Annotated in this window: 16 protein-coding genes and 2 tRNA genes; 12 read left to right on the top strand and 6 right to left on the bottom strand. The window is 45.1% G+C overall.

Annotation, left to right across the window (positions count from 1 at the left end; all coding sequences use genetic code 11):
• Positions 1–59 precede the first annotated feature (59 nt).
• The 8 genes from Q0R37_RS02720 (at position 60) to Q0R37_RS02685 (ending at position 3918) form a co-directional block, all read left to right on the top strand.
• Positions 60–131: transfer RNA gene (locus tag Q0R37_RS02720), tRNA-Gln, on the top strand.
• A gap of 252 nt (positions 132–383) precedes the next feature.
• Positions 384–1103: a hypothetical protein gene (locus Q0R37_RS02715; protein WP_294750834.1), complete on the top strand. Its 720-nt coding sequence runs from the start codon at positions 384–386 to the stop codon at positions 1101–1103.
• Positions 1104–1105: 2 nt separating this feature from the next.
• The gene (locus Q0R37_RS02710; RefSeq protein WP_294750831.1) at positions 1106–1288 is read left to right on the top strand and encodes a hypothetical protein; all 183 of its coding nucleotides are present in this window, start codon (positions 1106–1108) and stop codon (positions 1286–1288) included.
• Positions 1289–1318: 30 nt separating this feature from the next.
• Positions 1319–1645 carry a YjcQ family protein gene (locus Q0R37_RS02705; RefSeq protein ID WP_294750828.1) on the top strand — a complete coding sequence of 109 codons (327 nt, stop codon included), beginning with the start codon at positions 1319–1321 and terminating at the stop codon, positions 1643–1645.
• Between the two features lie 56 nt (positions 1646–1701).
• Positions 1702–1899: a hypothetical protein gene (locus Q0R37_RS02700; protein WP_294750826.1), complete on the top strand. Its 198-nt coding sequence runs from the start codon at positions 1702–1704 to the stop codon at positions 1897–1899.
• 105 nt (positions 1900–2004) lie between these two features.
• Complete coding sequence (locus tag Q0R37_RS02695) at positions 2005–2487, top strand: dCMP deaminase family protein (RefSeq protein ID WP_294750823.1); 483 nt, start codon at positions 2005–2007, stop codon at positions 2485–2487.
• Between the two features lie 126 nt (positions 2488–2613).
• Positions 2614–3363 carry a radical SAM protein gene (locus Q0R37_RS02690; protein WP_294750820.1) on the top strand — a complete coding sequence of 250 codons (750 nt, stop codon included), beginning with the start codon at positions 2614–2616 and terminating at the stop codon, positions 3361–3363.
• Between the two features lie 87 nt (positions 3364–3450).
• Positions 3451–3918: a hypothetical protein gene (locus tag Q0R37_RS02685; RefSeq protein ID WP_294750817.1), complete on the top strand. Its 468-nt coding sequence runs from the start codon at positions 3451–3453 to the stop codon at positions 3916–3918.
• Between the two features lie 57 nt (positions 3919–3975).
• Here Q0R37_RS02685 and Q0R37_RS02680 read toward each other — a convergent pair whose 3' ends face one another.
• On the bottom strand, positions 3976–5277 hold the full coding sequence (locus tag Q0R37_RS02680) for a GH25 family lysozyme (protein ID WP_294750815.1): 1302 nt from the start codon (positions 5275–5277) through the stop codon (positions 3976–3978).
• A 412-nt stretch (positions 5278–5689) separates the two neighbouring features.
• On the opposite strand from Q0R37_RS02680, the gene Q0R37_RS02675 reads away from it, so the two are divergent.
• Complete coding sequence (locus Q0R37_RS02675; protein ID WP_294750811.1) at positions 5690–6442, top strand: TatD family hydrolase; 753 nt, start codon at positions 5690–5692, stop codon at positions 6440–6442.
• 102 nt (positions 6443–6544) lie between these two features.
• Positions 6545–8134: a TIR domain-containing protein gene (locus Q0R37_RS02670; RefSeq protein ID WP_294750808.1), complete on the top strand. Its 1590-nt coding sequence runs from the start codon at positions 6545–6547 to the stop codon at positions 8132–8134.
• Between the two features lie 69 nt (positions 8135–8203).
• On the opposite strand, the gene Q0R37_RS02665 is transcribed toward Q0R37_RS02670, so the two are convergent.
• The 3 genes from Q0R37_RS02665 to Q0R37_RS02655 all read right to left on the bottom strand — a co-directional run bounded on the left by Q0R37_RS02665 (position 8204) and on the right by Q0R37_RS02655 (position 11268).
• Complete coding sequence (locus Q0R37_RS02665) at positions 8204–8989, bottom strand: AraC family transcriptional regulator (protein ID WP_294750805.1); 786 nt, start codon at positions 8987–8989, stop codon at positions 8204–8206.
• Between the two features lie 153 nt (positions 8990–9142).
• Positions 9143–9215: transfer RNA gene (locus tag Q0R37_RS02660), tRNA-Ala, on the bottom strand.
• A gap of 121 nt (positions 9216–9336) precedes the next feature.
• Positions 9337–11268, bottom strand: a complete 1932-nt coding sequence (locus Q0R37_RS02655) for a GGDEF domain-containing protein (protein ID WP_294750802.1) — start codon at positions 11266–11268, stop codon at positions 9337–9339.
• A gap of 367 nt (positions 11269–11635) precedes the next feature.
• Between Q0R37_RS02655 and Q0R37_RS02650 the strand changes: the two genes are divergently transcribed.
• Both Q0R37_RS02650 and Q0R37_RS02645 read left to right on the top strand, forming a co-directional pair.
• Positions 11636–12166 (top strand): inorganic diphosphatase, encoded by a 531-nt coding sequence (locus Q0R37_RS02650; RefSeq protein ID WP_294750799.1) that lies wholly within the window; start codon positions 11636–11638, stop codon positions 12164–12166.
• A 71-nt stretch (positions 12167–12237) separates the two neighbouring features.
• Positions 12238–13383, top strand: coding sequence for a ribose-phosphate pyrophosphokinase (locus Q0R37_RS02645; protein ID WP_294750796.1), 1146 nt, complete (start codon positions 12238–12240; stop codon positions 13381–13383).
• Positions 13384–13603: 220 nt separating this feature from the next.
• Here the strand turns inward: Q0R37_RS02645 and Q0R37_RS02640 are convergent, their stop codons facing one another.
• Both Q0R37_RS02640 and Q0R37_RS02635 read right to left on the bottom strand, forming a co-directional pair.
• The gene (locus tag Q0R37_RS02640; protein ID WP_294750793.1) at positions 13604–16606 is read right to left on the bottom strand and encodes an ABC transporter ATP-binding protein/permease; all 3003 of its coding nucleotides are present in this window, start codon (positions 16604–16606) and stop codon (positions 13604–13606) included.
• A gap of 432 nt (positions 16607–17038) precedes the next feature.
• Entirely contained in the window at positions 17039–18700 is a 1662-nt protein-coding gene (locus tag Q0R37_RS02635) for a hypothetical protein (protein WP_294750791.1), read from the bottom strand.
• Between the last annotated feature and the right edge of the window lie 9 nt (positions 18701–18709).

Raw genomic sequence — 18709 nt, 5'->3', positions numbered from 1 at the left:
TAAAAATCCTGCGGTATTGATTTATTGCAGGATTTTTGTTATAATATTTTGGTAAGTGTTGGGGTATAGCCAAGCGGTAAGGCACAGGACTTTGACTCCTGCATTCGTGGGTTCAAATCCCGCTGCCCCAATCCAAACGCCCCTCGGTTTAACCGAGGGGCTCAGTTTTTAGTGAATAGTGAGTGGTGGTTAGTTATTAGTGCTTAGTTTATAAGAATTGATCTAACCTTTCTCTTCAGCTGAAATACTGCATAGTGTGTATTGGTACGAAATGCTGTGATTGGTGCACCGAGGTCGCAGGCAAATATAAATTCGGAGAACAGCCCGACGGCATCTTCCGCAGGCACGACAACTGTGACTGCACTATCATCTACGACGGACAGGTGCTGCGTGGCAAGCAGAACGCTGACGGCTCGCGTTCCAAGACGTGGGAGGAGCTGCCGAACGCTAATGCCGCAGACTACACAGCGCCGTCACTTTCCGAGGAGCAGGGCAGAGCTATAGAACAGCGTAATCTTGCACAAATCAGAGGGTTGACAAGTGACAGAAATAGTGGTAAAATAAAACCAAAGAGTACGCCTGTTAAAAGCGGAAGTTCTTTATTTAACGATAAGGCAAAACAAAAACTTTATGAAGACGAAAGAATAATAGTTGGTAATAAATACGAAACAGCTATTATCTATGATAACGAAGGCAAAATTCTTTTCAAGAAAAAAGGTACTTCCGATAGCGTTACATTTACGGCAAAAGAAATCAAAAGCATGAAGGGGTGTGTACTGACGCACAATCACCCAAACGACTCAACTTTTTCAACCAAAGACATCAATATGTTAAGGAGAGGAAAACTTGCTGAAATAAGAGCTTGCACACAAGAAGGTACATTTGTTCTTCAACCTCCGACAAGATGGCATAAGGATATTTCGACTTTTGATTCACTTGATAGCAACTATGAAAAAACTTTTGAAGAAGTTTTCAGCAAATATAAAGATAAAGCTGCGAGAGAAGGAAAAAATTTCTTTGTATATTACGAAAAGGCAGAAAACGAATCCATGGAACTTTTTTGTGAGAAATACGGATTAACTTATTTGTGGGAGGGGAAATAGTTATGGATATAAGCAGGATACCTGAAAACAAGAATATTGACGATTATCCAGAAGATGAAACTTTTGAATTGGTCGATAATTTTCCTAAATTTCTACTCGACCCATTTGAAGTAGTCTTTTCCAGTGACCCAAGATACAAAAATGCTCTCACTAAAGAAGAAGTTCAAAGATTAACCGCTCAGTAATAGGCGATTTACTTATATGAGGAAAATATAATGAATGATTTTACAGTTATTTATAGAATTCTCAATGCATTTCAAAAAGCAATGGACGAAGACTCTTTTAACTCCGACATGATAACAGCGGAGCGCTTAAAGATTTCCGAAAATCGCAGAAGAAAGCTTTTAATTCAGCTTATAAAAAACGGCTACATCGAAAATGTTGAAATAAAAAAGTATGTTGACGAAGATACCCCTGATATTATTTTCTCCCCTGCTTCAACAATAACTTTAAAAGGACTTGAATACCTTGAAGACAACAGTATGATGAAGAAAGCCAAAGAAGTAATGAAGGACATCAAAGACTTTATACCCGGATTATAAAACCGTTCTCAGCTGAGGGCGGTTTTCTTATACCTGCTTGAAAGAGGTGATGATGTGTGGCAAAACCTAATGTACGCCCCGACCATAACGGTACACAGAGGGCACAGTTCAACAGCAACAAGAAAAAGATATACGCAACACAGACGGTCTGCGGTATCTGCGGAAAGCGAGTTGACTTCAAGCTTAAATTTCCGCACCCTCTCTCCCCCTGTATCGGGCGCAGTTTAAAGATGTTTTTGCGTCTCTTAAACTAATCACTACTCATTAATCACTCAATTACCAAAGATTGACATTTCTCCGCAGATATGCTATTATAAATTATCAAATAACGTGATAATATCAGTTCAGAGGTGAATAAAATGAAAAGGACCGATTACATAAGCTGGGACGAGTACTTCATGGGTATCGCCATGCTCTCGGCGCAGAGAAGCAAGGACAACTCCACTCAGGTGGGAGCTTGCATCGTAAACGACCAGCATAAGATAGTTTCCGTGGGCTATAACGGTATGCCAACAGGCTGCAGCGACGACGATATGCCATGGGAGCGCAGCGGCGAGACGAGCCTCGATACAAAGTACCCATTTGTCTGCCATGCGGAGCTCAATGCCATACTCAACAGCAGCTTCGGAAGTCTCAGCGGCTGTACTCTTTATGTTACACTTTTCCCCTGCAACGAGTGTGCAAAGGCTATTATCCAGTCGGGGATAAAGCGGGTGGTTTACTATAACAACAAGTACGCAGGTACGGAAGCTGTAAAGGCTTCGTGTATACTCTTTGACAAATGCGGTGTCGAGACCGTGGAGTATATCCCCAGCGGCAAGGATATAGTTCTTTCTGTATGAGGTGAGAAAAATGGTGATAAAACGAATTAACTGCTCGGTGCAGTAAGAGGGAACGGCACACCGAGTAAGAATTGTTCCCGTACTGCACCTTTGAATGGGATAAAATATTAAAAAGGAGCAGTTTTTATGAACATATACACAAGAAATCTTGAAAGAATAGAATTTGTCGTTACAATGGGCTGCACGGGAAAGTGCAGGCATTGCAGCGAGGGAAGCCATGTTTTCGGAGGCGAACACATTGACGGTGAAACAGCGGCAAGGGCTGTTGCGGAAGTGTGCAGGCACTACGATATAAAGTCCCTTATGACCTTCGGAGGTGAGCCTCTTCTGTATCCCGAAGCTGTCTGCTGCATACACAGGGCTGCGGCTCTTGCGGGTATTCCGCGGCGTGAGCTCATAACCAACGGCTTTTTCAGCAGGGATAAGAAAAGGATAAGGGAAGCAGCGGAAATGCTGTCCGACAGCGGGGTTAACCGCATTATGCTTTCGGTGGACGCCTTTCATCAGGAAACTATCCCGTTGGAGCCTGTGGAATACTTTGCGGAATGTGTAAGAGAAAGCGGTGTTCCTATTGAAGTTCACCCTGCATGGCTCGTAAGCGCCGAGAGCGACAATCCCTATAACCTCAGAACAAGGGAGCTCCTTGAGAGGTTTGAGCGTATGGGCTTCGGAGCAGATGAGGGAAATGTCATTTTTCCGCAGGGCAATGCCAAAAAGTTCCTTGCAGAGTACTTTAAAGACACGGAGGAGCCGAAAAATCCCTATGAGGACGATCCTCATGATATCCGTGCGCTTTGCTTTGAGCCTGACGGCGGAGTCCTCGGCGGCAATATCTGCAAAAACGATATAATGGATATTATTGAAGCTTACAGGTAATTTTGAGCCGCAGCAGTTACGAAGACATATCGGACTGCTGCGGCGTTTTGGATATAGAACTTATTATCAGGAAAGGCGGAAACAGGTATGGGATCACAGGAACTGATAAAAAATATTGAGACAGGCAGACTTCCTGTCGTTATATACTGTGAAAAGAGATATGAGGGCATCTGCTGTATGCTCAAGGTCACAAGGAACAATAAGGTTTTTCTCGGCTATGACGATACATATGATGACGCTGAGTCGGAAGGCGGTTTCAGAGCTGTTTTCAGGTATGAATCATTTGATAAAATGGCAGAGGCTGTCGAACGCTTTACCAATAAGAGCCTTGCCGAGCTTACGATCGAACCGAAATGCTATGAGCTTTTTGACTGTGAAAAGCCACAGTGGAAGGAATTTCAGTGGGACCTGTATAACGGCAGCATAAAAATGCTCGACGGTTATTCCGATCTCAATATCGGGAGTCTCTGGTGGAGGGGGCTCTTCCTGAAAAAAATAAGACCTGACAGCAGCATGGAAGAGCTGGATGCATGGATAAAACAGGCAAGTGAATAAAAAATATCCCGAAAGCACTATTCGCTATGCTTTCGGGATGTTTCATTTTGCGTTAAATTATGATATGGACTTGTTCATATACTGGATATCCATATCAACATCGGCGTTGATGCCGGGGATATGCCCGTAGGCGCTCGCCTGCCATATTGCGTACTCTCCTGTGTAATCCGTGGAGTCGACAAAGTGCGCCAGCCATACGGGAGCTATGGATTTTGAATGTTCGCTCCAGATGTTGTTGAGGAAGTTCTTGCTGCTGTAGAGTATGGGAGTGTAGCCGCATTTCCTTATCTCGTCCGCAAAGGCTTCATATATATCGTTGATGTCCTTTATGCTCATGCCGTATTTCTGGAAGTTTGCGAACTCCTCCCAGTCAAAGGCAACAGGCATCTGAAGCTTGTGTCCGCCGAGCTGCTCGGCTATCCAGCGGGCGTGTTCGCGGGCTCCGTCAATGGTATTGTCTGTTGTGTAGAAGTATACTCCCACATCAAGTCCTGCGGCAGTGGCTTTTTCGAGGTTTGCCTTGAAATAATCGTCAAGAGTTACCTCACTGTAGTAATATCCCACACGTATCATTACAAAGCTGCAGCCTGCGTCGCGCACAGCGTTGTAGTCCACGTCGGACTGCCATACCGACACATCTATTCCGAAACGTTTATCGTCTCCCTGATAGGTCTGTATGAAGTCGCTGTAGTTCACACGGGGATTATCGTCCACAGGCTTAGGTATCTCCTCGACCACGTTTATCGTAAGGTCCCATGATGTTGAATTTCCGAAGCAGTCCGTTACTGTAGCGGTAAGAGGATATGAGCCTGCTGTATCGGGATCAACTGTTCCCGTATAGGTAAGAGAGGGGTATCTGTCGAAATTATCGGCATAACCGACATATTTGCTGAGGTCAAAGTCTGTGCCGATCTTGTGGTTTGGTTCCCAGCCAGAATTGATGATAGTCGGTGCTGTGGTATCAACAACGGCATATGTGAGCTTCTTGGTGAACTCGCCGCCGTTGTAGGTATAGGGGATATCGACCTCGTAAACTCCCGTATCTGAGGTGTTGAGCAGTGTACTTCCGTCCTTCAGTTCAACATTTTTTTCGGTGATGAACGAGTCAAAGCTGACTTCAGAATAGACCTCCACCGAATCAAGCCCTTTCAGTACAAGATCGGCGGGCGGGTCGATCTTTTTTGTTGTGGTCGCGGAGGTAGTCGTGACCTTGGTGGTGGTAACTGTTGCCTTTGAAGTGGACTCCGATGTTGTCACTGCGTTTGTTGCCGCAGTTTTGTCTGTTTCTGTTTTCCTGCCGCCGCAGGCTGTAAGCAGGCAGGCTGCTGCTAATATGGGGAAAAAATATTTAAACTTCATCTTTATACCTTTCGTTCTTTTAAATTGGCTGACCAATGTCGGAATAAGCCGATATACTTTATTTTTGCACTTATTATGTCAAATATGCTCGAAAAACCATTTATAAGTATAACATATAATAAATAAAATAGCAAGGTTCATGGAGAAAAAACTTGACTTTTGAAGGATATTGTTGTAATATGTAAGTATAGGGCGAATAATCGAAAGGGAAGTGATACTCCCGAAGTTACGGCTGCCGCAGGAGCGGTAAGCGTATGTGTCGGAAAGTGCGGACGATCAGAATTTAATGTGCAGTGACTGCGGAAGCGGTCTTATTGTGCTGTAAAATTGATCGCTCTGCATATAATCGTAAGCTGCCGCAGAGTGATCTGCGGTTTTTTTTTCACACCTTGAAACTGAAAGGAGTATCTTTATGGTAATTGATTCACATTTGCATCTTCCCGTCGATCCTTCCGACTTTCCTGCAAAAAAGCAGGCTCTGCTTGATGAAATGAGCAGAAACGGCGTTGACAGAGGTATTGTTATTGCGGATTCCGAGACCGAGAGCGTTATCGGCTCTGTAAGGGACTGTGCGGAGCTTTTTAAGGGCGACGGCGTTATTAAGGTTATTGCAGGAATAAGTCCGCTCATAAGCTTTGAGGAGCAGCTGAGGTATTGCAGGGAGCTCCTTGAAAGCGGTGACATCATCGGGCTGAAGGTCTATACGGGACATGAGCATTTTTACTGCACCGACAGCGCGCTTTTTACTGTGTACGATCTCGCTGCTGAGTTCAGAGTTCCCGTACTTTTCCATACTGGCTGGGATAATAATAAGTATGCCGCTCCCGAAAAGATGCGGGAGCTTGCGAATAAACGCAGGGAAAACACTTTTGTTTACTGCCACTGCTTTTACCCTGAAACGGAGCACTGCTTTGAGGTCCTCGGAGAATGTGGGAATGTTTTCTTTGATACTTCCTCCGTGGCCGATGATGCTGAAAAGTGCCCGATAATAAAAGCTTCCATTGAAAAAGCGATCAATGCCATGCCAAAGAGGTTTATTTTCGGTTCTGATTTCGGCAGCTGTTCACAGGAAGCGCATCTGCGCTTTGCGGAAAGCCTTCACATAACAAAGGAGCAGCGGGAGCTTTTCATGCACGGCAATGCCGAATATGTGTACAGACTGTAAAATATGGGAAAAGCTTGATTTAAAAGGCTTTTTTGTGGTATAATCAGTATGTGGAATATATGTACGTAAACTTATATCATGTAATGAAAGGCGGTGAAGTCTGTGGGATATGTATGCAAAATGTGCGGAAAGCTCCTTCCGCCATGTGAGGAAAAAAGCATATGCGAATGTGAGTGCTGCGGCTCGCGTCAGACCGTTCCGAAGCTTTACGGGGACAAATACACGGAGATATACAACAGGGCCTGCGGACTTCGCTTCAAGACGGATTTCGAGGGCGCCGAGAAGCTGTTTTCCCAGCTCTGTGAGGAGTTCCCTGACGAGCCCGAGGGCTACTGGGGAAAGGTCCTGTGCCGCTGCGGCATACTTTACGAGGAAGAGGCTGTTTCGGGAATGAAGCTGCCTGTCTGTCACAGAGCGTACAGCACTTCTCTGAGAGACGACAAGGACTGCTGTACGGCGCTGAGCCTTGCGGATTCGGAGCAGAGCGCATTCTACCGCCGTGAGGTATCCGCCATCGAAATGCTCAGAAAGGAAATGCTGGAGCGTGTAGGTACGGGAGTACGATATGACGCTTATATCTGCTGCCGCTTAACAGACGATGAAGGAAAAGCTTCGGATGACAGTTTGATTGCAGGTGAGATATATGAACAGCTCACCAAAGAGGGGCTGAGAGTTTTCTATTCTCCCGAAACTATAGGTGAAATTGCGTCAAAGGACGCAGAAGCGTATATAAGTGCCGCCATAAACTGTGCGGCGGTGCTCATTGTTGTAAGTGCGGAAAAAGAAAGCTTTAAAGCGCACGGCTTCAAGAGCGAATGGAGCAGATGTGCGGCAGCTGCCATGAAGGACAGCGGAAAGCTCCTTATCACCTGCATAAAGGATACGGATACGGGAGATGTTCCCGCGGAGCTGTCCGACCATAAAATAATGGACGTTTCGCAAATGAGCTTCCTTACCGAGCTTATAAGGTATATCAAGACAAACACGGATATTGCGGAGGACGATCATATCGAGCATGGTGCTGCGGCGCGTTCAACTCCCGAAAAGCTCATAAGGAGAATGAATATTTTCCTTGCGGACGAGGATTTTGAAGCTGCGGAGGAGTACAGCGACATGATACTTGATGCTGCTCCCGAGTGCTGGCAGGCGCATTTTGTGAAGTTCCTTGCGTTCAACGGCTGCCGCAGCGGAAATGATCTGCTCCTTGAGGAAGTGGTTAGCAGCTTCGCTGATGATTATATACTTCGGTACGGATTTGATTTTACCGACGACGAGGTATTTGAAGCACAGCTCGGAAGTATGCTCGGCGAAAACATAAAAAAAGCCGTCGGATATGCCGACGGAGATGATAAGCTCAGGATATCTACGGTTTATGAGCGCTTTGTAAGCGCTGTGCGCGACGCTGTCTTTGCAAAGGAGCAGGAAAAGATAGAAGATGAGGAGAAAAACGAGCTTGATGCGATACGCCGCCGTCATGAGTCCGAAAAGGAAGAAAGACTGGCTTATGAAAGAAAAAGAGTCCTTATACGCAACCGTTTCCTGACCTATATTGCAGCTGCAGTGGGATTGCTGCTCTTTCCTGCAATAAGATTCAAAGCGAAGTGGGCGATACTGCTCATTACAGTTCTTGTAATACTGACATTTGCAGTTCTTGCGGGGCTCGGAAACAAAAAGGAAAAAAGACTGAAATAAACGCCGTCACAGGATGCAGCGGAACGTATACATTACGTGTGAACGCAGGTTCCTGTTGACGGCGTATCTTTATTTTGTCTCGGTCTGTTTGTACTGGAGGGGCGTTTGTCCGAAGAAGCTTCCGAAGAGCTTTACAAAATATGATGTATTTCCGTATCCGACGTTCACACCGACGTCCTTTACCGAGAGATCGGTGGTTTTCAGAAGCTCTGCTGCCTTGTTGAGGCGGCTCGTGATAACGTCCTTGTTGACACTGACGCCGAAGGTCTCGGTATACAGGTGCTGAAAGCGTGAACGGCTGAGAGAAAGCTCCTTTGCCATATCGTCAATGGAGTAATCACGGCTCGGCCAGCGATATATGGACTGACGTATCCATATGAGTTTTTCGGAATAGATGCTCTCGTTCCTTTCGGCTACATTCGCCATTCTTCTGACCTTTTCCGATATCTTCAGCATGAGGAGCTGGAAATAAAGGTCGATGGAACGCTCCTTATACGGACTTGACGAGTAATGCTCGAAACACATACTCCTTATCATTTCGGACATATCAGTGATATCCGCTATGTTGACGGGACGATCGAAGGGTATATTCAGATCGTTCATCATCTGCTGCTCTTTTTCGTTGGGGAAAAAGTGCATCCAGTCATCGAAGTATTCATCTGTGGCAGGATAGTAATACTGCGGAGTGAACGGTCTGTATATCATTATCGAATGTGCAGAGGTCTTGATATCTTTGTTGGCAATACGGAAGTGTGCAGGCGTTTTTACGATCAGCAGAAGCCAACTTTTTGTGCCATATGGTCTGTTTACGCAGAAATCGCGGCTGTGTCTGTGATTGTAGCCTATCTCGTCCATTTTCAAGCAAGTTCACCATCCATGATAAGAATTACAGCATTATTATATCACAGCATAGTATTAGTGTCAAGCTGACCGGCACAAAAGTGATATGCTGCTTAGCCCCCTCACATAAAAATGCTCCGGTATAACGGAGCATTTAAAAATACGGAATGGACCCGAAGGGGATCGAACCCTCGGCCTCTGCGTTGCGAACGCAGCGCTCTCCCAACTGAGCTACGGGCCCGTGAGTACTTTCTAATTATATCATGTAATCAAAAGCAAGTCTATCACAGGCAGCGAAAGTTTACAATTTGTTCATAATCAAAGCTTTTTTTAGCCGCTGCCTTTAATGACAGCGGCTTATGCTATGATTTCAGGTATTGTGAGTGCTTTTTCTTGCGTTTTTCGTTGTACATCTTCTTGTCGGCTTCGGTCACAAAGTAGAAGATATCTTTTCCGACCTTTGGGGTCGCGATAACAAAGCCTGCACTTGCACTCAGAGTGAACGGGTATATGGCACTGTCGTTGATGTGCTTGATATTGTTCTGTATTACGGCATTAAGGTCGTCAGCCATTTCCTGTGTATAGTCTGCACCGAACACTATGAACTCGTCACCGCCGAAACGGCAGAAAATCTCTCCGCTGCAGCAGGACTCCCTGAGCACATCCGCGATGCAGCATATTGCCTTGTCGCCTGTGCTGTGACCGAAAGTGTCGTTTATGTTTTTCAGCCCGTCAAGGTCAATGAACATAAGCATGATCTCATGCTGCTTTTCGATACATTCGTGATAGATGTCGTTTGTAGCGTGGACAAAGCCGTTGCGGTTGTAAATACCCGAGAAGGTATCCTGCACGTACAGGTTGCCGAGGCGTTTTACGGCGTATTCAAGGCACATCAGCTTTCTCATGTTTTCGAGAGAGTTGCATACGTTTATTACGAATGTCTCAAACATTATGTTCTGGAGCTCAAGCCGCGAGCTTCGGATTATCATGTATCCGAGACAGCGTTCGCCGAAATGAAGGGGAGTGATGTAGTAAAGCTTTCCCGCTTTGCCGTTTTTCGCAGGCGGCGGAAAGACCTTCTTCGATTTCAGCTTGTCACAGTGGATAAAGTGACCGTTGACATAGGCTATGGGTATCGTGACTTCATCTGTGTACGCCATGGGTACTGAGTTGTCAACTCCGTCGAGTGTCATGGAAGTGTCTATAGCCGATTCGATGTTCCAGTTGTCGCACAGACAGAAGTAAAACTCATCGGGACGTATTTCCGATGCGGCTTTTTTCAGTGTGCATATATAGTCGTCAAAGCTGTTGCAGGCAAGAAGCTGCGTGGACATACGGTTAAGGACTGCCATATATATCTGTACGTTCTCGAAATTGGTATAATTTCTGAAATTGAGCTCCTTGAGCTCGGTGACATCGGAAAGCGCATTGTGTGAGCAGCCGCAGCTCTCGGTAAAATGCGGAGTCATATTCAGCAGGAGCTTTCTGTCCTGCGGGATCTTGTTGAGATGATTGTACAGCATCTGGCAGGCGAGAAGTCCCGAAAGCTCAAGAGGACGGTCAACGGACGTGAGCTCTACAAGGTAGTTATGGGTGTTGTATGTGTTGTCGAAGCCTGTTACGGCTATATCGTCAGGGACGCTGTAGCCGTTGGCTCTGAGCGCCGCTATGGCGGAAGCAGCCATCACATCGTTGGCACATATTATTGCCTGCGGAAGCTCGGGAAGCTCCTCAAGGAAGTGCTCAACAGCGATCTTTCCCGAGGGAGGACGGAAATCTCCGTAGAATATGGCGCCGTCGGATATTTCAAGCCCCTTTTCCTCAAGGGCTGTGCAGAAGCCCGCAAGCCTTTCGGAGCTTTCGGGGTTGCCTCCGGGACCTGAGATATATGCAAATCTTGTAAATCCGTGGACATTTATCATATGCTCGGTGATGCTCCGCATTGCCGAGAAGTTGTCGCTTCCGATGTAATAAAAGCCCTTTATATCGTTGTCGATGCTGACTGTCGGTATACCCGCCCTTTTTATCCTTTCGATAATGTCATTGACAACGGGCTTGTATGAAAGAGTGTTTGTGAGAAGTATCGCGCCGTCAAAGTCCTTGAAGTCGGAAAGGCTGAAAATATTGAATTCGCCCATGTCATGGCGAGGATTATCCATATCGCCGCTGAAAGAGGTGAAAGCTGCGATGTTTAAGCCAAATTCCTTTGCACCCTGATTTATTCCGCTTAAAATGGTGCTTTGATAGCTTTGACCGATCTCTTCGATTATTACTGCGATCCTTGAACCAATCATAAAGAATTTCATCCCCCTCAAAGTATCCTAAACGAAATAATACAAATATATTTTACTATATTTTTACACAAAAAGCAAGAGAAATATAATATAATATTCATTAGCAATATTCACGTTTTATTAATAAAACGGCTTTTTTTAGGAATATTGTTAAATATCCGAATTTTCTCGGTGCAAAGGCTAAAAGACGAAAAAACTTCATGATTTTCTGATAATTTATAATAAATGCTGAAAATGAAAGCGTATATTGACAAATCTCAAAAAAATGGTATACTAATTAGTAGGGGATAACGTCATACTTAATGGCTTTATCAATATTTCTGTGTCCGTACCGATGTGTACGGTCAGTTTCCTTTGGAGGGAATTTATGAATATCTGGCACAAGATCAGTCCAAAGAGAATAACTCCCGATGATTTTATAGCGGTGATAGAGATCGGCAAGGGAAGCAAGATCAAGTATGAGCTTGACAAGGAAACAGGTCTTATAAAAATGGACCGTATCCTCTATACTTCCACTCATTACCCTGCAAATTACGGGTTTATCCCAAGGACTTATTCAGACGACAATGACCCCCTTGATGTACTGGTGCTCTGTTCGGAACAGCTCATGCCGCTCACTCTGGTAAGATGCTATCCCATCGGAGTTATCAGAATGCTCGATAACGGTCACCGCGATGAAAAGATCATTGCCATACCGTTTGAGGATCCGAATTACAATATGTACAAGGATATCGAGGAGCTCCCAAAGCATATTTTTGATGAAATGACACATTTCTTCAAGGTTTACAAGGAACTTGAAAACAAAACAACAGCCGTTAACGAGGTCGATCATGCAGACATTGCGAAAGAGATAATCAGCGGGGATATTGACCGCTATATCGAGTATTTCTGCAAGTAAGCTGAGCTTTGACCGAAAATGACTAAAAAGCGAAAGGAGTATCGTGCGTATTTACGTGCGAAAACAGTATTATGACAGCTTCAAGTGAAATTTTATTCGGCAGTGATTCCAACGTTGCACCTATTGGCATTATCGCTATGAACAGCGTTACAGAGCTGGGAAAGAAGATCGACGATTATCTCGTTGACTGGGCAGGAAAAGGCGGCATCAATGTGGATACTTTCCTCGTTGAGAGCGAATGCCCGAGATTTTCTTCCGGCGACGGAAAGGGATTTATCAAGTCTACTATTCGCGGCAAGGACCTTTTTATCATCGTTGACGTGGGAAACTACAGCATAAAGTATGATTATTTCGGAATGCAGAATGCTATGTCTCCCGATGACCATTTTCAGGACCTTAAAAGAATAATCCAGGCGGCAAGCGGAAAGGCTCACCGCATAACTGTCATTATGCCTACTCTTTACGGCGGACGCCAGCACAGAAGAAGCTACCGTGAATCACTTGACTGTGCCTGCGCTCTCCAGGAGCTTGAAGCTATGGGCGTATCCAATATCGTTACTTTCGATGCTCATGACCCGAGAGTTCAGAATGCTATACCCCTTATGGGCTTTGATAACGTAATGCCTACCTATCAGGTCCTCAAGGCTATGCTCAAGGACATAAAGGATATCAGCTTCAATAAGGAGAAGTTCATGGTCGTAAGCCCCGATGAGGGCGCTCTCAACAGAAATATGTACTATGCTTCCGTTCTCGGCGTTGAAATGGGTATGTTCTACAAGAGAAGAGACTACTCCACCATTGTAAACGGACGCAATCCTATCGTAGCTCATGAGTACCTCGGAAATCCCGTTGAGGGCAAGGATATATTCGTTTCGGACGATATCATCTCATCGGGTGAGTCCATGCTCGACGTTGCTTCCGCTCTCAAGAAAAAGAATGCGGGAAGGATCTTCGCTTACGCTACTTACGCTATCTTCACAAACGGCCTTGAAAAGTTCGACAAGGCGTATGAGGAGGGCACTATCGACGGTGTATTCGGTACGAACCTCACATACAGAACTCCCGAGCTGCTCAGCAGACAGTGGTTCCACGAGGTCGATGTTTCCAAATATATCGCTTATTTCATTGAAGCTATCAATCATGATGTATCTATCAGCAAGATAATCGATCCTCATATTAAGATCGAAACTCTTCTCAAAAAATACGGCATGAAGTAATAAATTTAAATTGGACGCTGCTATAAGTTTGGCACTTTTATAGAAGTTTAAAGTTATTTATCGGGGAAAACTTTCTGAGGAAAGTTTTCCCCGAACCTATTTCCAAAGACTTTTAATCCGAATTTTACAAAATCAAAACCACCCGCGTTGAACGGGTGGTTTTGATTTTTAAATCATATAAACTGCTTTATGTGTGCCGTCTATATACATTCCTTTTTTATCATTCTGTTCTGAGTGCAACAACGGGGTCTTTTCTTGCGGCAACGCCCGCAGGGATAAGTCCTGCGATAAGTGTAAGCACCATGCTGATTATAACAAGTATCACCGCACCTGCCACAGGTACATGAGCATTGAGATTATCAAGTGACGTTACATTGTGTATTATAGCATTTATCGGTATCGTAAGCAGTACCGAAACGCCTATGCCGATAAGTCCGGCAGCAAGTCCCACAAGAAGGGTCTCCGCATTGAATACAGTACGTACATTTCTCTTTGAAGCACCTATAGCTCTGAGTATTCCTATCTCACGTGTACGCTCAAGGACTGATATATAGGTGATTATACCTATCATTATCGACGATACTACAAGAGAGATACCCACAAAGGCTATGAGCAGATATGAGATACCGCTTATAATACCCGTGACAGACGACATAAGAAGAGCGACCACATCTGTATAATGTATGACGTCCGCTTCCTTTGCTCCGTCATTATAGCGCTGTATAGCAGCTGCTATATCGTCCTTGTCCTCAAAGCTGCTTGCATAGATATGCACCATTGACGGATCGTCTTCATCCGCAACTCCGAGAAGCTTTAAAACGTCATCATAAGATGAAGAGGATATCTCCTCGGGAGTATATTTCTCAAATATCACTCCGTAATTGTCAAGGCTTATTTCAGTGTTATCCAGCATTGCGGCAAGCTCGGCATTGCCGAGGGAGCCCAGCTGCTCCTGTGACATTTTCGCATACTGCTCTGCTATCTGCTCCCTTATAGCCTGTTCCGCGTAGCTCTTTATCTCCTCGTCGCTCATCTGACTTACAAAGGCGGTGACCTGAGAAGCGTCTACTCCCAGCTCGGCGGAATACATTTCCGTTATCTGCTTTATGAATTCATTTCTGTCGAAGTCCTTCAAAGCCTCTGCCACCTGAGCATCGGCCTGCTTCGGGTCGGGCTGAGCCGCCACAAGCCTGAAGATATCAGCCTTGGTATCGGTATCGGCATTTTTGATAAAAGATTTTGCCGTCTCGGCTTTTTCCTCGGGAGTAGGCTCAGCATAGTCATCTGTCATGAACTTTTTTCCCGAAACTATATCATTCTCGTGATCTTTCAGCTGCGCCCTGACGATATCGCTGCTGTTTGTCTTTTCTATAACATGATCCGTAAGCAGATGCGTATAAGCTACATAGCTTTTCAGCATCGGAGCCTTTACACCTTCGCGCGGACGGATAAATCCGACTATCTTTATATCCGATCCGATATCATCCGAACTGAACAGATAATCGAGACCTGTCTGAGTTGAGGTAAGATCGTTGTAACCGTTTCCGACGATCTCTTTCTGATAGTACTCACAGGGAAGTATCATCTTGAACTTCTTCTCTTTTATCTCATCAAGGCTCCATTCGAGCTGACCGTAATCGGTTATTTCCTGATTGCTCATGATAGCCTTGAGCTTTTCATTGAAGCCTTCCTGATCCTTCAGACCGAGTGCGTACACTATGATATCGGGTATCTCGTTGTTCCGCGTGAGAACTACAACAGTCTCATCGTAGTTCTCGGGCCAGCTGCCGTCTACGAGCTCATACTGCTCCTTGACTATATCGTTTACAGGCTCGCCGTTTTCTCCAGGGAGCAGCTGCTCCATGACGTTGAGACCGAAAGCCTGCATTTCCATGCCAGCCATAGGATTGTTCATGGAAGCTGTCATTATATCGGACTCGCCCATTCCGAGAGCCTTGCTGTACATATCCATAAAATCGACTTTTATGATCTCACCCGAGGGAGACTTTGTAAATACGGGCATTTTAAGGTCATATCCGTAGCTTACGGCATTTGACTTCTCTTTGATAACACTGTCATTATCAAGAAAGGTCTTGAAATCCTTCATATTGTTTATCTGCTTCGCGGAAGCATTGAAGGAATTGAACATATCATAGACCTGAGTATTGGCATAAACCGTATCATCTCTGAACTCGCGGCTGTCGTACTCCTCCTGCTTGTTCATAAGAGCTTCTATCATACCTGAGGTATCCGTATTCTCACGCAATATCTCCAGAGGATAAGAGGAAAGGGTCTCTTCCTGTATGCTGTCGATAAGCTCGTTTATACCCGTAGAAAGCGCAAGTATCAGAGCAATTCCGATGATACCGATAGAGCCTGCAAAAGCCGTAAGAACAGTCCTTCCCTTTTTGGTAAGCAGATTATTGAGAGAAAGCGATACCGCAGTACCGAAGGACATTGATACCCGCTTTTTCTTTTTATCGGTCTTTTCCTTGGACTTTACAGTTTTTTCCTTTTTCTTTTTGCCCTTTTCGGACTTTTCACCGCTGTACGGGTCACTGTCACCTGTGATCCTGCCGTCCTTTATCTTAACGATACGGGTTGCGTACTTATCCGCAAGCTCGGGGTTATGAGTTACCATAATTACCAGCCTGTCGCTTGCTATCTCCTTGAGGAGCTCCATTACCTGCAATGATGTCTCGGAATCGAGAGCACCCGTAGGCTCGTCGGCAAGAAGTATATCAGGATCGTTTATAAGAGCTCGTGCAATAGCAACACGCTGCATCTGACCGCCCGACATCTGGTTCGGCTTTTTGTGGAGCTGATCTCCGAGCCCGACTTTTTCGAGAGCTTCCTTTGCGCGTTTGCGGCGCTCGGACTTTGATATGCCCGAAATAGTCAGCGCAAGCTCAACATTTGAGAGCACCGACTGATGGGGTATCAGGTTATAGCTCTGAAATATAAAGCCTATGGAGTGATTTCTGTAAGCGTCCCAGTCCCTGTCCTTGTACTCCTTTGTGGAAACGCCGTTGATTATGAGGTCGCCCGAGGTATAGTGGTCAAGCCCTCCGATAATGTTTAGGAGCGTAGTTTTTCCGCAGCCCGAATGACCGAGTATCGCCACGAACTCACTTTCACGGAAGGTAAGGCTTACGCCCTGCAAGGCAGAAACAACATTTTCACCGCTTCCGTACTCCTTAACGATGTCCTTTAACTGAAGCATAATATCCCCTGCTTTCTTTGATTTTTTAACCCTATCATGTTGTCTGTGATAAAATGTCACGCAAGTAATAAATGTCTGCTCAACAAAAAAACGATATCCCGCTTTTCCTGCACCTTGTTTTTCCCTTAGGTGAAAAATGAGCCTGACATAAAGAATATGCGCTCCCCGAACCTTGTTCGGGTAAATAACCGCCTTACGGCGGTTATTTAGTACACATTAATTATACCACTTTGACGAATAATTGTCAATCAGCCATGTAATAAGTTAACAGCGTATTAACGTAATTTTCACAAATTAAAAGGGCACTGTTTTATGGGGGACACCTATAGAGAAGCGTTACTGGAGGCTATTGATGAGGAACCTTTCCTCAGAAAGTTTTTCCCCGACAAATAACTATAATCTTTTATATAAGCATTATACTGATACATTTTTTTATAAATGAGCTTTTACGTTCAGCGCATAATCGCTGAGCTTTTTTGAGATATCGGTTATGAACTTTTCGGTAATTACGTCCTCAAAGCCGCATATGTCCAGCGCTTCGCGGAAGGTGTATTCTCCCGAATAACAGGATATTTCAGCCATTTTTTCATATTTTTCTATGGCCCTGTCCTTATCCTCCGCAAGGTCGAAAAAGAGCTCGAGACTTGCAAGTGCGGAAGTCGCGTAGCTTATATAATATCCCGGACACTCATAGAGATGCGCTATATCTGAAAGATGATATCCCACAGGGGAATCGTCACAGGCGCTGTTGAAAAGCCTGACGACTTCTTCGGAAGTTATATCATTGATCCGCGATACAAGTTCGTATTCAAATGAGCCTATACAAAAGGCACTGAATACGCAGTAGCATATATCAGAAAGAGTGGATAGTCTCATGTGGTCGCCGTTCATGCGGCCATTATCACCGTAGATATCATCGTAGAACTGCGTGAAAAGTATTTCCATGCCCTGCGACTGTGTCTCTGCAATGTCAAAATTGTCCTTCATAAGGAAAGCATGAGTATCATCATAGAATGAGGCGTGGAAATGACCGAATTCATGTACCGCGGCAGAAAAAATATCTTCATCGCTTTGCTGACCTATGAATATATAAGCGCTGTTCTGCGCGGGAAGATCGTCCATAAAGGAAATGTCAAAAGCTTTTTCGCTGCTGCATATCTTAAAGAGCTTCTCGTTTACAAGGCGGTCTGCACTTTCCCTTATATCGGGGGAAAGACTGCCTGCATACTTTTGGATAACGTCAAATGGAGTTTCCGAAAGCTCTTCATGAGCATATCGAGTTAAAGGCCATGTATCCAGATACTTGTCTCTGAGGTCAAAATATGCGGGAATGATATTGCTTGTCACCGTTTCCCTGAGCGCAAATATCTCATCGCCTGTGTAATCCCTGTAGTAATCATCGTAAAATGATTCGGGAGTTTCGTCAGCAAGCATATCAATGAGTATTTCCGCACATCGGAGGTCCTTTTCGTCCATACTGAGAGTGTCATCATCAACGATGTCATAGTATCGGTTCATATTCTCTTCGTCATCGAGGTATGCCGATTCGGCTTCCGCACGGGCTGTTTCGAGATCATAATCCCCGCCGCCGTAGAGCGCTGCTGCTTCGGGGGGAGTTATGTCCTTGAACAGGTCATTGTACTGACTTTCCGTTCCGCAGAAAAAGCCGTAGGAAATGAGGGCTTCGGCAATTGAGAAGAGATGCTCTGTGCTTTGAAATGCAGCTTTTGCCTCACTGTTCTGATAATCGCTGTAGAAATCCACCGAGGCAAAAGTTCGCTTTTCGTAAATGATATCGAACATATCAAGGAGCTTGTCAATATCAGACTGTACGGTGTCTTTGTTATGGGGCTTTGCAAGGTCGTTTATAAGCTGTTCAACATCTGCGCTTACTGCTTCGAGCATTTCATAACCTGTACCGTCAGCATCGGAGCTGTCCTTGCTCTCGTCCACGGGCTGTACAGTCGTGTATTCCGTCTCGCTGTCTGTGATGCGTGAGGAGCGTGATGTGTAGTCGTTCATATCCGAGCAGGAACAGCATGATAACACTATTGCCGAAGCGATTGCACAGGAGATACAGCGTGAAAATGTCATTTCGGGAAC

Source organism: uncultured Ruminococcus sp. (assembly GCF_946415235.1).
Taxonomy (GTDB): domain Bacteria; phylum Bacillota; class Clostridia; order Oscillospirales; family Ruminococcaceae; genus Ruminococcus.
The sequence above is the reverse complement of the archived record's forward strand: the minus strand, read 5'-3'. Positions and strand labels throughout refer to the sequence as shown.

Bases quoted from the DNA above. Each gene is read 5' to 3' on its own strand.
- Q0R37_RS02640 (WP_294750793.1), bottom strand. From the start codon at position 16,606: ATGCTTCAGTTAAAGGACATCGTTAAGGAGTACGGAAGCGGTGAAAAT.
- Q0R37_RS02695 (WP_294750823.1), top strand. From the start codon at position 2,005: ATGAAAAGGACCGATTACATAAGCTGGGACGAGTACTTCATGGGTATC.
- Q0R37_RS02680 (WP_294750815.1), bottom strand. From the start codon at position 5,277: ATGAAGTTTAAATATTTTTTCCCCATATTAGCAGCAGCCTGCCTGCTT.
- Q0R37_RS02655 (WP_294750802.1), bottom strand. From the start codon at position 11,268: ATGATTGGTTCAAGGATCGCAGTAATAATCGAAGAGATCGGTCAAAGC.
- Q0R37_RS02685 (WP_294750817.1), top strand. From the start codon at position 3,451: ATGGGATCACAGGAACTGATAAAAAATATTGAGACAGGCAGACTTCCT.
- Q0R37_RS02675 (WP_294750811.1), top strand. From the start codon at position 5,690: ATGGTAATTGATTCACATTTGCATCTTCCCGTCGATCCTTCCGACTTT.
- Q0R37_RS02645 (WP_294750796.1), top strand. From the start codon at position 12,238: ATGACAGCTTCAAGTGAAATTTTATTCGGCAGTGATTCCAACGTTGCA.
- Q0R37_RS02690 (WP_294750820.1), top strand. From the start codon at position 2,614: ATGAACATATACACAAGAAATCTTGAAAGAATAGAATTTGTCGTTACA.
- Q0R37_RS02705 (WP_294750828.1), top strand. From the start codon at position 1,319: ATGAATGATTTTACAGTTATTTATAGAATTCTCAATGCATTTCAAAAA.
- Q0R37_RS02650 (WP_294750799.1), top strand. From the start codon at position 11,636: ATGAATATCTGGCACAAGATCAGTCCAAAGAGAATAACTCCCGATGAT.
- Q0R37_RS02635 (WP_294750791.1), bottom strand. From the start codon at position 18,700: ATGACATTTTCACGCTGTATCTCCTGTGCAATCGCTTCGGCAATAGTG.
- Q0R37_RS02665 (WP_294750805.1), bottom strand. From the start codon at position 8,989: ATGGACGAGATAGGCTACAATCACAGACACAGCCGCGATTTCTGCGTA.
- Q0R37_RS02710 (WP_294750831.1), top strand. From the start codon at position 1,106: ATGGATATAAGCAGGATACCTGAAAACAAGAATATTGACGATTATCCA.